Here is an 11,745-nt window from a genome sequence, read left to right as displayed (position 1 = left end):
CTGGTAGTTGAGCGTGCGGGGTCGCCGGGCGCTCGCGCCGAACCGGCACCCGAGCGCGCCGGGTTGCTGGGCCCGCCAGCCAGGAAGCCGGGTCGGGCGGCCGTATCGAGTCGGAGTACCAACTCGGCACCCGAGAACGCCGGGTCGCTGGGCCCGCCAGCCGGGAAGTTGCGTCGGCCCGCCGTATCGAGTCCGGCGACGATTCGCAGGTCGTCATGCCTACCTCCTGCGCGCGTTTCCCATACGGAAACGCAGTTTCGGAATTGCCATATTGAACCTGCGGCGTCGGCGAGTGTCAAGGCGAACTCGAAGCGCGGCAATCGATTACCGCCGCGTGAAATCCCGGGCGAGCGCTGGACAGATTTCGTGAGCGGGTACAGAATCAGCTTAATTGGAAACAGTGTTTCGATCTACGAAACACTGGGAGAGGTTCCAGCCCATGACCCGAGTCGCCGCCGCACAGCTCGCCGCCGGCACCGACGTCGCGGCCAATCTCGCCGCCTGCCTGCGGATGATCGATGCCGCGGCGGCGGCGAGCGCCGAACTGGTGGTGCTGCCGGAGTTCTGTAACCACCTATCCTGGTACGACGACCGCGCGCATGCCCGGCGAATGGCCCGCACGCTCGGAGATTCCTTTCTCACCGCCATCGCCGATCGAGCCGCGCGGCATGGCATCTACGTCAAGATCGGGGTCACGCTGGCCCGGGACGATGGGCGCACCACCGGCACCAGCCTGCTGTTCGGCGCGGACGGGGCATTGCTCGGCCAGTCCGACAAACAGATCTTGATGGGCGCGGAGAACGACTATCTCGATGCCGGGCAGGAGGATTCGCCGGTCATCGAGACCCGACTGGGCCGGATCGGCATGTACGCCTGCATGGAGGGTGTGATCAACGAGGTCACCCGCTCGCTGGCGGTTCGGGGTGCGCAGTTGCTGCTCAACAGCCTGAACTCGTTCGCCACCGACGAAGCGAGCCTGCACATTCCGGTGCGCGCGGCGGAGAACAAGGTGTGGGTGGTGGCCGCCAACAAAGTCGGGCCACTGCTGCCGGTGGACCAGTTGCCCGCGATCGCGGAACGTCTCGGTGTGCCGCCGGATCGGCTGCATGGGGCCGGGGAAAGTCAGATCGTCGCACCCGACGGCACCTGTGTGGCCATGGCTCCGGCCGCGGGTGAGGCGGTGGTGGTCGCCGATATCGAGATCGCACTGGCCGATGACAAAACCCGTCCGGACGGCACCGATCTGTTCGCGGCGCGACGACCGGAACTGTATGCGCCACTGAGCGCTTCCCCCGCCGGACGCCGACCCCAGGCGGGCGCGGACACCATCACCGCCGCGATCGCCGCACCCGATACCGCCACGATCCGCGAATTGGCCACCGGCGGTGTGGATCTGATCGTCCTGCCGGAGCTGGCACCGGTGCCGATCCCGGAAGTGGTGCGCGCCCTGGCGGATACCGCCGCGTACGCCGTACTCAGCGTGCGCGACGGCGACGCCCATCACGCCGTCCTCCTGCACGCCGACGGTGTCGTAGGCCGCCAGCCGCAACTGCATCGGACCGACCGGCATCCGTGGCTCACCGAACCCGGCGACGACCTGGCCGTATTCGAATTGCCCTGGGGCCGTTTGGCGCTCGTCGTCGGCGACGACGCCCTGTTCCCGGAAACCTTCCGCCTGGCCGCCATTCAGCACGCCGATGTCGTCGCCGTGCCGTGCACCCCGGCCGAACCGTGGGAGCTGCGTCTCGGCCTGCCCGAGCGAGCCGCGGAGAACCGCCTGAATGTGGTGGCCGCGGGACCCGGCCTCACCGGCGCCCTCTACGCACTGACTCCCGATTTCACGCTGTGGACCGCCTGGAGCGGCCCGTTCACCGGCGTGATCAGCCACCCGGTGGTGACCGCGGTCCCACCCGGGGCGTCCAGCGTGCGCGCCACCCTCCGCCCAGCTCAGGCCGTGAACCGCGCCGTCTCCAAGGGCACAGACCTCGTCGACGGCCGCCCTCGCCGCCCGATCGACACCGTGACCGCGCGGTGAAGGAAACACCGCCGCGCACCGAAGGAAAGCAGCCGCATGAGTGAAACCGTCCAGCACGTCGAGCACATGGTCGACACGACCCCGCGCGCCGACGTCACCGAGACCTTCCAGGAATGGCGAGACCTGTTGAGCAGGTTGCAGTCCCGCATCGCCGAGCGCTTCGAGCTCACCCGCGACCCGTCCACCGCGGACCTGGAAACCTACGGTGACCCGGAGCAGGGCCCGTCGGGCAGCCTCGCCGCCTACAGCGGCCCCGAGATCGACTGGCTGGTGCACTCCTGGATCGGTGACCCGCGCACGGGATTCGTGAACCTGCACTTGACGGCCTGGCTCGGCCCCCAGGTCCGGGTCCCGCATCTGGGTTCGGCGCTGCTGCTGTGGCCGGAGGGCTGGTTCTACGTCGATGCCGTCCCGCGCGGTGACCTGGTGGGTGACGGTGACTACTTCGACCGCTACTACGCACAGAACGACGCCCCCTGGCTGTCCTTCAAGGCGGAGCACCCCGACTTCAGCTGGTTCACCAGCCGCACCGGCTTCATCCGGGGCAGCCTCTCGCCCACCGCCTACTGCTATTCGTTCCCGCCGACGCGCCCGAATCTGGATGTGGTGGAACAAATTCTGACCGCCCGGGTGGAGCAGTGGCTGGGCTGGGTCGCGGAGGCCGAACCGGTACCCGCCGACGAACAGGCCGAGCTGGCGGCACGCGACCTCGCGGTGCGCCGCAACATCGCCGAGCGCGATCCCGCGAATGTCATGGGCGAGCGCATGTTCGGCCCCGAGCTCACCCAGCGATTGGTCCGCGCCCTCTGGGGCGGCGACCGCGAACTGCCGAGGGCGGGCGCATGAGCGAGCTAATCACGTGCCGTCGTCAGCCGGATCCGAACATCGACGAGGTGCAGCCATGACCGGCGATCCGAAGACGGGACCCCACGCAACCGTCGACCCACCGGACCGAGCAGCACTGATTCGGTCACTGTGGTGGTCGGTCCGGACCGATGGTGTCGCGCCATTCGATACCGCGCACCTCAAGGTCTACTACCCCGCTCTCGCTACCGGCAGCGACGCGGAACGCCTGACCGGCGTCTTCGCCCCCGATCCGACAGGCGCTCCCTACCCGGTGGTGGTGTTCCTGTCCGGCGTCAATGTCGGCCAGGATTCCTACCGCCGCTTCGCCACCGCCATCGCGGAAACCGGCTTCGTGGTCGTCACCATGGATCGTGTCGCCGAATTGTTCGGCGGACAACGAGGTCTCACCCCCGGTGTGGATCTCGACGCCGCACGCCCGAACGCCTACGGCACCCGCCCCACCTGCCCCACCATCGGCGCGGTGCTGGACGCCCTCGCCGAAATCAACGAGCTACCACCGCTCCGCGGCGCCTTGGACCTGGATCGCATTGCCCTGGGCGGACATTCGGCCGGCGGCACCGTGGTCCTGCAGTCCGCTCGCTTCTACCCCTCGGTGGCAGCGGTTTTCGCGTGGGGCGCGCACACCATGGTCGCCACCATGCTCGGCTGGGAGCCCGGCACTGTCCTGCCCGCACAGGTGACCTGCCCGGTACTGCTCGGCGTGGGCAGCAACGATGGCGTCATCCAGGGCAGTGCCGACCGCTACGGCGAGGACGGCGCGGATCGCCCGGATCCGGTGCGGCGCACCTTCACCGAGGCGTTGCCCGAGGGCGATCACCTGCTGGCCATGGTGCCCGGCGCCAACCACTTCGGCATCGCCGACGCCGATCCGACAGCCGCCCGCGCCTTCCTGGACGGCCCGGCCGAGGCGAGCGCACTCGAACCGTTCGCCCGGCTCACTTCGGCGTTCCTGCGCACGCATCTGCGCGGCGACGCGACCGCCAAAACCGAGCTGGCCGATTTCGACTACGGCCTGCGGCTGAGCCGGCGATAGGAGCAACAACCATGTTGAAGAATTTTTGGTACGCACTGGAATTCGCGGACAAAGTCACCCGCGAACCGCGCAAGGTCACCTGTCTCGGCCAGGATTTCGTGCTGTACCGCACCGAAGCCGGTGCGCCGGTGTGTCTTTCGGACCTCTGCGTGCACCGGGGCGGCGCGCTGTCGATGGGCAAGGTGACCGGCGACTGTATCGCGTGTCCCTACCACGGCTGGCAGTACGACGCCCAGGGCGTGTGCGTGAAGATCCCGGCCAACGCCGAGGAACGCAAGATTCCGCGCAAAGCCCGAGTGGACGCGTATCCGGCGGTGGAGCGCTACGGCATGGTGTGGGCGTTTCTCGGCGATCTCCCCGAAGCGGAGCGGCCGCCGATCCCGGAGCTGCCCGAACACAACGATCCAACGTTCCGCGCGGTGCAGTTCGAGATGGAGATCGCCGCCAACTACGAGCGCACTTTCGAGAACGTCGTCGACGCCGCGCACACCCCGTTCGTGCACGGCACCGCTTTCGGCAACCCCGACAAGCCCGCGATCCCGGACTTCCGTATCCGGCAGACGGAGTGGTCGGCCGAGGCCGATATCCAGCTCAGCCCGCCCCTGCCCAAGGGCCTGTGGGGCCTGTTGGCCCGGCGCCGGCCGCGGGCGGAGTACGTGACCGTCACCAACGCCTGGTATCTGCCGAACATCGTCAAGTTGCACGTGCGGCTGCCGATGGGCGACCTGCTGCTCTACGACTTCAACATCCCGCTGTCGCAGGAGCGGACGCTGGTCAAGATTCTCGGCTACCGCAACTTCTTCACCGGCGCGTGGGCGGACGGCAACGCCCGCAAACGCATCGAGAAGATCCTGCTCCAGGACCAGCCTGTGGTGGAAAACCAACGCCCCGAGCTGCTTCCGTTCGACCTGTCCGACGAGCTGCATGTGCGCAGCGACGGCCTGCAGGTCGCCTACCGGCGCCGGCGCCTGGAACTGATCAAGCAGGGCTGGTGGGTCGGCGGCGACGACATCATCACCGGCGATTCCCCGCGCCGCAAAGCCACCGTCCTCGCGTCCCCTGTCCGTCGTGACAATCCCGAACTGGCCAGTGCCTGGGTGCACAAGGCCCGCACCGGAGGTAATCCGCAATGAGTCTGCCCACCGCACTCAGTGAGCGCACCCTGGGAACCCTGAGCTCCGCGCTCGGCCTGGAGACCGCCGAGGATGTCGCGCTGACCAGCGCCATGTCCCCGGAACCGGTGGGCCGTTTGCAGGTGCTGCGGGGCGGGCCGATCGACAAGGCGGTCACCGTCGACCTGGTGGTGCCGCAGATCGGCTTGGACAGCCACATGATCTTCGCGTTCACCGGAAGCGATTCCGCGATACCGCATTTCACGTTGGACTCGGTGAAAGCCGCCGAGTATCACGCGATGCACCTGGATCTGATTCCGCGCGCCGATCTCGCCGTCCACCTGGAATATCTGGACGCCGCGTTCCTGCCACTGACCCCGCTGCTGGAACAGGCATGGCAGATCGAAGGCGTCTCCCCCGCCGCCATCGGCCCCCGGCAGCGCGCCATGATGTCGCCGTGGATGCTGGTGTGCCGCGCCACCGACGCTGCCTTCCAGGCCTTGGACACCACCGTGGATCGCTACGTGGAGCACTGGCTCACGTTGGTGGACAAGGGCGTTCCCGCTGTCGACGCCGAACTGGCGGCCCGGGACCGGGCCAATCGGGCGAATCTGTTCAGCCCCGAAGTGGACCACGTATGGGCGCAGGTGAGCAGATTGCTCGGCACCGACCAAGCCGAACGGGTGCGCGGGGAGCTGGTCGCATGAGTGAGGACACAGCACACCCCGCCGCGGCGGATAACGCCGAGCCGAGCGCGTTTCAGCAGCGCATCGCGGGCGAATGGGTCGGCCGCCCTTCACTTTTCGACCCCCAGGGCACCTGGCGCGGCTATGAAGACATCCGCCGCTCCTCGGTATTCGCCGACGGCGTCACCACCTACTACATGGACGGTGGGCTCACCGGCGGCGGGGACCTGGCCGGGCGGTTCGCCCTCGGGGCCTCCTTCGCCTTCGGCGTCCAGGACTCCGACGCTGATCGCCTCTACACCGGGCCGGATTTCTATGGATCAGGCCAGCCCTATGGCGGTTTCGTCGACGCCAACTACTACGGCCCGGGCTGGCAGGTTTCACTGAACACCTGGAACCAGACCATCGGCGACACTCAGGTGTACTCGTCTGTGCTGTACCAGGGTCCGGCCATGGTGGGAGTGTTCAACGGCGTCTACACCCGCAATCCGGAACTGGTCCAACAGCGCGTCGAAACCGAAACCCGCTGCGGTCCCGCGGTATTCACGGTGCCAACCAAGGAGAAGTCCCGCTACGCCGGTGATCTGGAACTGTGGAGCGCCGGCCAGCAGTCGCTGGGCAGCCTGCACATGGCCCTCGAAATCAGCCCACTGAATCTGCTCACCGCCGAGCACCACCTGATCATGTCCGGTCCGGTGGAGTCCGACTCGCAGATCACGGTGCGCCGCGACGGGGTCCGGTCCTTCCATGAGGGCCCCGATGTCTGGGGTAACGGAAACTCCTACGGCCGAGCCAATTTCGTGCGCCTGCACACCACCGACGGCCGCCGCTTGGTCGGCCGCGAATTCATGATCGATGCCGAACCGGGGATGGGCGCGGGCGCGACGCTCGCGGTGGTTTATCAAATGTTCGAGCACAACTGCCTGGTCGCGGTGATGCACGGGGTATTGGAGCGGTCATGAGCGAACATTTCAGGTACCAGCGCGACGGCGAGGTACAGGCAACGGGCGAACGAAGTGAGCGAGTCAGGTGTCAGCGTGCCTTGCCGGAGCCCGGCGGCAGCGAGGTGCAGGTATGAGCACTGTGGTGGTGACCGGCGGAACCCGCGGCCTCGGACTCGGCATGGTGCGGGCCCTGCTCGAGCGCGGACATCGGGTCGCGTTGTGCGGCACGAATACCGCGCGCATCGACGAACTGCGACCCCAACTCTCCGAGGCCGCCCTCATCATGTCCGCCGATGTCACCGATCGTGCTTCCCTGCAAGCACTCTGGGACGCCACCGTCGACCGTTTCGGCAAGGTTGACGTGTGGATCAACAACGCGGGCGTCTCCCATGACCGGACCCCGCTGTGGCAGTTGCCCGCCGAGCAGGCCCGCAATGTCGTCGAGACCAACCTGCTGGGCGTGCTCCATGGTTCGGCCGTCGCCATGGCGGGGATGGCGGCGGCCGGTGGGGGCCACGTCTGGAACATGGAGGGTCTGGGCAGTGACGGGCGCACTGTAGCGGGGCTGGCCACCTACGGCGCCAGCAAGCGCGGTGTCACCTATCTGACCAACGCGCTGGCCAAGGAAGTACCTGCGGGGGTGTCGGTGGGCCTGCTCAGCCCGGGCATGGTGGTCACCGATCTACTCACCCACGGTTACGCCGATCCGGACGAATTGGCCAAGGCCCGCAAGGTCTTCAACATCCTCGCCGACAAGGTCGAGACCGTCGCACCCTGGCTGGCCGAACGCGCGGTCTCGCATACCCGCAACGGCGCGCACGTGCGGTGGCTCACCACGCCGAAGGTGATCGGCCGCTTCCTCACGGCCCCGGTCCGCCGCCGCGATCTGTTCGCCGAGTAACGCCGTGGAGTATCCGATCTCCTTGGCAGTGGAGGATTTCGTGCCCGTGGTGCTGACCACGACCGGAGTTCTGTTGCTGCGCAGACCATTAGCAAGCACCGGCGTTCGCCAGGGCGTAGTCGTCGCGGCCACACTCATCGGTACGGCCGGATTCACCAAGGCCACCGCGAAATTGATCGCCGCCACCGGTGGGCCCGACCTGCCATGGCTGCGAAACCTGTTGTTCCCGTTGCTGACCCTCGGTTTCGGCGTGCTGTGCCTGGTGGCCGCGAGTGCACGCATCGGGCGCGTCCCGCCGTGGCTGGGCTACCTGGTACCGGGGCTCACGGCGGCGTGCGCGCTGGGCGCGATCCTCGCGCACGACCCCATACCGATGCTGCTGAGCACCACCGTGTTCGCCACGCTCACCGGCAGCCAGCTGATCCTGATGGCGCGGGCTCGTGGCGACAACATTGCCGCCGGTTTGTTCGGCACCCAACTGCTGGTGTTCTTCCTGCTCGGCCCGCTCGCGTCCCGCCCGGATCAGACGGTGACGCTGCAATGGATCGAGCAACTGTGCAATACCGCGGCCCAGGCCGCATTCCTGATCGCCGCATGGCGACTCTCGGCCGCCACCGTCGCGGCTCCGACCGACGAGGAGTTGATCCGATGACAGACGCCCTGGGCTGGCGCGGCAAATTCGGGGTGATCGCGCCCTCCACCAACACCATCGTGGAGCCCGATTTCTATCGGATGGGCGTGCCCGGCGTCACGTCGCATTTCAGCCGCATCCACATCCGCGACCAGAACATGGCCGACGACGCCGGCATGGACCGGCTACTGGAACAGATTCGCGCCGAGATAGTTTCGGCCTGCGAGCGGGTGCTGACCTGCGAACCGGAATACATGGTCATGGGTATGTCCGCCGAAACCTTCTGGGGCGGAATCGAAGGCAACCGCCAGTTCGTGAAGCAGATCCACGACGTCACGGGCCTGGAAGTAGCAACCGGTGCGGAGGCCTGCCGCCGCGCCCTGGAGCTGTTCGGCGCCAAGCGAATCGGCGTGGTCACCCCCTACCAGCCGATCGGCGACGAGAACGTGGTCCGCTTCTTCGGCGAGCTGGGCTTCGAAGTCGCCGCCATCAAGGGATTGCGCTGCCCCACGGCGGTTTCCATCGCTCACGTCACCGAGGACGAACTGCGCACCGCCCTGCTCGAGGTGAACGGCGACGACGTCGACGCCCTGATCCAATGCGGCACCAACCTGTCCATGGTGCGCCTGGCCGACGAGGCCGAACGCTGGCTCGGCAAACCGGTGATCGCCATCAACGCCGCGACCTGGTGGATGGCGTTGCGCGACAACGGCATCAAGGACCGGGTGGACGGCGCGGGGTCGCTACTGCGCGACCACTGACGCGGATCAGGCCCGTTCCGCGAGCAGGCGACGGGCCTGGCGGATCACGGCCGCGTCGACCATGCGGCCGGATTCGTCGAGCAGCACTCCCCCTGCGGCCGCCTCGAACCGGTCCACCAGCGCGCGAGCTCGCCGCACCTCGTCCGAGGCAGGGGTGAAGACCTCGTTGACCACCGGTAGTTGCGCCGGATGGATACAGGCACGCCCACGGAACCCCAAGCGCCGCAGGGCAATCGTCGATTCTCGTAGCGCATCCAGGTCGCGGAAGTCGGTGCGTACCGGACCGAGCGGAGGCTCGATACCCGCTGCGGCACTGGCCAGCACCACGTGCGAACGGAGGGCGAGCAGTTCACGTTCCTCGGGGCCAGGCGTGATCCCGAGCTCCGCCCGGAGATCAGCTTCGCCGATCTGGAGCCGCGAAACCCGCGGGGCGGCGGCGATCTCCGGGGCGGCGAGGATTGCCGCCGCGCTTTCGAGCAGGGCACAGATCCGAATCGCACCCGGCTGTGATTCACACGCGTCCAATACCGCACCTGCCGCGCGGACCTGCTGCGCCGATTCGGTTTTCGACAGACAGACCGCCGCGAGCGCCGGCCCGGCCACCGCGCGCATATCCTCGTGACCCAGTTCGCCCGGGTTCACCCGCACCCAGATCCGCGGAAACGCCCGCGTGACACTCCGCAGCCAGGCGGCCACCTCCGCCCGAGCGGTCTGCTTGTCCCGCAGCGGGACCGCGTCCTCGAGGTCGAGCAGCACCACATCCGCCGGTCCGGCCAGCGCCTTGTCGAACAGCTCGGGCCGATTGCCCGGCACGTACAGGGCAGATCTCATCACACACCCCGAAATCGGTTGAGTAGAACAGCGTTTCCTTCAGCGAAACATATCGAGGCCGATACTTTCTGTCCATCTCGAGTTTTCCCTTGACAGCAGCCCGGCAGCGGCCAATGATCTTTCAAATACCGAAACGCTATTCCACTGTAGGAAACAGCGTGCCGCCCCGGGGGAGTCACCATGACCCTTAGACGCCCGGTTCTCACCGCCGTCGCCGCCGCCCTAATCTCCGTCACCGCCGCCGCACCCGCCACCGCCACCACCCAGATCTCGGGCAGTGTCGACATCCGTTGCGCCACCAGCACGCTGCATCAGGACGTGGACTGGTATCTACCGTCCGGCAAGCCCACCGCCATGGTCTGGATCCAGCATGGCTTCGCCCGCAGCGGCCCCCAAATCAGCGCCCTCGCACGCAGTTTCGCCGACGCGGGCTATCTCGTGTTCACGCCGAGCCTGCCGTTCATGCAGCTGCAGGGCTGCACCCTGCAGAACCTCGGCGACAACAGCGCCTTCCTGCACAATGTCGCCGAATTATTCGGCACCGCAACCGATCCCACGGGAGCACTGGCAGCCAGCCTGGCCGTCGCGGCCCGGCGCACCGGTGTGCCGATCCCCGAGCTACCCAGCGATCTGGTCTTCCTCGGCCATTCGGCGGGCGCCGAGGCCGTGGCCTTCGTGGCCGACCGGATTCGCAGCACCCATCCGCAGACCTTCACCGGTCTGCGCGGGGTCATCCTGCTGGACCCGGTGAAATCCTTCCTCGGCGACAACATCGCCCGCGCACTCACCGGCCTCGACCCGACCGGCCTGCCGATCCTGACGATCTCGGCGGCCCCGGCACTGTGCAACAGCTTCGGCATCGGCACCACCGCCGTGCAGAACCAGCTGCGCCGCCCCTTCGTCGGGATCCGGCTGCGGGACGGCGTGCACACCGACGCCGAAGGCGCCAGCTCCGACCCGCTGGGCACCCTGTTCTGCGGCACACCCACCGCGGTGAACGCGGGCACGCTGTCCACCCTCGCGCTGGGCTGGACCGGCGACTTCCTCACCGGTGCAACCGGTTCCACCGAGCCACGGGCACGCGCCCTGTTGGCCGGGGGCTTGGCCGCGGACCTGCTCCCCGGCTCGTAAGCCTCCTCGTCCCACCGATCGCATAGGAGAAACCCATGGATCTCGATCTCAAAGGCAAGCGCGCCCTCATCACCGGCGGCAGCCGCGGCATCGGCTTGACCATCGCCCGCACCCTGCTCGCCGAGGGCGCCGCGGTGGCGATCTGCGCCCGCGACGCCGATCGCCTCGAGGCTGCCGCCGCGGAACTGGCCGAGCACGGCACGGTCGTGCACCGCACCTGCGATGTCGCCGACCCCGACGCCTTGGCGGCGCTGGTCACCGAAACCGCCGACGCCCTGGGCGGACTCGACATCGTCGTGGCCAATGCCTCGGCGTCGGTGGGCGAAGGGCCGCAGGCCTGGGCGGACAATTTCCGCACCGACCTGATGAGCCTGGTCACCCTGATCGAAACAGCCGCACCACATCTGGAGCGCAGCGAGGCGGCGGCGGTCGTCGCCATCGCCAGCACCTCCGCGCTGGAAGCCGGAATCCTGCCCACGGCCAACAGTTTCGGTGCGTTCAAGGCAGCGATGTTGCAACACACCTCTGCGCAGGCACGGGCACTGGGTCCCAGCGGGATTCGGGTGAACTCGGTGTCACCGGGGCCGGTGTACTTCGAGGGTGGGGCCTGGGACTTCATCAAGTCGAATATCCCCGCGCTCTACGAAGGCTCCTTGGCCGGCACGGCACTCGGCCGTCTCGCCGCTCCCGAGGATGTCGCCAACGCCGTGGCCTTCCTCGCCTCGCCCGCGGCCCGCCATATCACCGGGGTGAACCTGACCGTCGACGGCGGCTTCACCAATCGCTTCGATTACTGAAACCGACTGCCGCAGA

At 67.7% G+C, this 11,745-nt stretch carries 12 protein-coding genes; 11 read left to right on the top strand and 1 reads right to left on the bottom strand.

The window, feature by feature from the left end; genetic code table 11:
* The first annotated feature begins 439 nt into the window (after positions 1–439).
* The 9 genes from IBX22_RS25190 to IBX22_RS25150 all read left to right on the top strand — a co-directional run bounded on the left by IBX22_RS25190 (position 440) and on the right by IBX22_RS25150 (position 8,970).
* Positions 440–2,035, top strand: coding sequence for a carbon-nitrogen hydrolase family protein (locus IBX22_RS25190; RefSeq protein ID WP_194818176.1), 1,596 nt, complete (start codon positions 440–442; stop codon positions 2,033–2,035).
* A 36-nt stretch (positions 2,036–2,071) separates the two neighbouring features.
* Entirely contained in the window at positions 2,072–2,881 is an 810-nt protein-coding gene (locus IBX22_RS25185; RefSeq protein WP_194818175.1) for an oxidoreductase, read from the top strand.
* 55 nt (positions 2,882–2,936) lie between these two features.
* A complete protein-coding gene (locus tag IBX22_RS25180; protein WP_194818174.1) occupies positions 2,937–3,935 on the top strand; it encodes a dienelactone hydrolase family protein in 999 nt (332 codons plus the stop codon).
* 11 nt (positions 3,936–3,946) lie between these two features.
* Positions 3,947–5,068 (top strand): aromatic ring-hydroxylating dioxygenase subunit alpha, encoded by a 1,122-nt coding sequence (locus tag IBX22_RS25175; RefSeq protein WP_194818173.1) that lies wholly within the window; start codon positions 3,947–3,949, stop codon positions 5,066–5,068.
* Positions 5,065–5,754 carry a hypothetical protein gene (locus IBX22_RS25170; RefSeq protein ID WP_194818172.1) on the top strand — a complete coding sequence of 230 codons (690 nt, stop codon included), beginning with the start codon at positions 5,065–5,067 and terminating at the stop codon, positions 5,752–5,754. The genes IBX22_RS25175 and IBX22_RS25170 overlap by 4 nt, the downstream gene beginning before the upstream one ends.
* Positions 5,751–6,695, top strand: coding sequence for a hypothetical protein (locus IBX22_RS25165; protein WP_194818171.1), 945 nt, complete (start codon positions 5,751–5,753; stop codon positions 6,693–6,695). Before IBX22_RS25170 ends, IBX22_RS25165 begins: the two co-directional genes overlap by 4 nt.
* 112 nt (positions 6,696–6,807) lie before the next feature.
* Entirely contained in the window at positions 6,808–7,578 is a 771-nt protein-coding gene (locus IBX22_RS25160) for an SDR family oxidoreductase (protein ID WP_194818170.1), read from the top strand.
* A gap of 4 nt (positions 7,579–7,582) precedes the next feature.
* Positions 7,583–8,230, top strand: a complete 648-nt coding sequence (locus IBX22_RS25155; protein ID WP_194818169.1) for a hypothetical protein — start codon at positions 7,583–7,585, stop codon at positions 8,228–8,230.
* On the top strand, positions 8,227–8,970 hold the full coding sequence (locus tag IBX22_RS25150; protein ID WP_194818168.1) for an arylmalonate decarboxylase: 744 nt from the start codon (positions 8,227–8,229) through the stop codon (positions 8,968–8,970). The genes IBX22_RS25155 and IBX22_RS25150 overlap by 4 nt, the downstream gene beginning before the upstream one ends.
* 6 nt (positions 8,971–8,976) lie before the next feature.
* Here IBX22_RS25150 and IBX22_RS25145 read toward each other — a convergent pair whose 3' ends face one another.
* Positions 8,977–9,801 carry a CoA ester lyase gene (locus tag IBX22_RS25145; RefSeq protein ID WP_194818167.1) on the bottom strand — a complete coding sequence of 275 codons (825 nt, stop codon included), beginning with the start codon at positions 9,799–9,801 and terminating at the stop codon, positions 8,977–8,979.
* A gap of 180 nt (positions 9,802–9,981) precedes the next feature.
* Here IBX22_RS25145 and IBX22_RS25140 point away from each other — a divergent pair, with 180 nt between their 5' ends.
* Together IBX22_RS25140 and IBX22_RS25135 are read left to right on the top strand one after the other, a co-directional pair.
* On the top strand, positions 9,982–10,932 hold the full coding sequence (locus IBX22_RS25140; protein WP_194818166.1) for an alpha/beta hydrolase: 951 nt from the start codon (positions 9,982–9,984) through the stop codon (positions 10,930–10,932).
* A 35-nt stretch (positions 10,933–10,967) separates the two neighbouring features.
* A complete protein-coding gene (locus tag IBX22_RS25135) occupies positions 10,968–11,729 on the top strand; it encodes an SDR family NAD(P)-dependent oxidoreductase (RefSeq protein ID WP_194818165.1) in 762 nt (253 codons plus the stop codon).
* The last annotated feature ends 16 nt before the right edge of the window (positions 11,730–11,745 follow it).

It is taken from the genome of Nocardia sp. XZ_19_385, from assembly GCF_015355755.1.
Taxonomy (GTDB): domain Bacteria; phylum Actinomycetota; class Actinomycetes; order Mycobacteriales; family Mycobacteriaceae; genus Nocardia.
Note: the sequence above shows the minus strand (reverse complement) of the source record. Positions and strands in the feature narration are given on the sequence as shown.

Coding starts and splice junctions, on each gene's coding strand:
- IBX22_RS25190 (WP_194818176.1), top strand. CDS start 440: ATGACCCGAGTCGCCGCCGCACAGCTCGCCGCCGGCACCGACGTCGCG.
- IBX22_RS25185 (WP_194818175.1), top strand. CDS start 2,072: ATGAGTGAAACCGTCCAGCACGTCGAGCACATGGTCGACACGACCCCG.
- IBX22_RS25180 (WP_194818174.1), top strand. CDS start 2,937: ATGACCGGCGATCCGAAGACGGGACCCCACGCAACCGTCGACCCACCG.
- IBX22_RS25175 (WP_194818173.1), top strand. CDS start 3,947: ATGTTGAAGAATTTTTGGTACGCACTGGAATTCGCGGACAAAGTCACC.
- IBX22_RS25170 (WP_194818172.1), top strand. CDS start 5,065: ATGAGTCTGCCCACCGCACTCAGTGAGCGCACCCTGGGAACCCTGAGC.
- IBX22_RS25165 (WP_194818171.1), top strand. CDS start 5,751: ATGAGTGAGGACACAGCACACCCCGCCGCGGCGGATAACGCCGAGCCG.
- IBX22_RS25160 (WP_194818170.1), top strand. CDS start 6,808: ATGAGCACTGTGGTGGTGACCGGCGGAACCCGCGGCCTCGGACTCGGC.
- IBX22_RS25150 (WP_194818168.1), top strand. CDS start 8,227: ATGACAGACGCCCTGGGCTGGCGCGGCAAATTCGGGGTGATCGCGCCC.
- IBX22_RS25145 (WP_194818167.1), bottom strand. CDS start 9,801: ATGAGATCTGCCCTGTACGTGCCGGGCAATCGGCCCGAGCTGTTCGAC.
- IBX22_RS25140 (WP_194818166.1), top strand. CDS start 9,982: ATGACCCTTAGACGCCCGGTTCTCACCGCCGTCGCCGCCGCCCTAATC.
- IBX22_RS25135 (WP_194818165.1), top strand. CDS start 10,968: ATGGATCTCGATCTCAAAGGCAAGCGCGCCCTCATCACCGGCGGCAGC.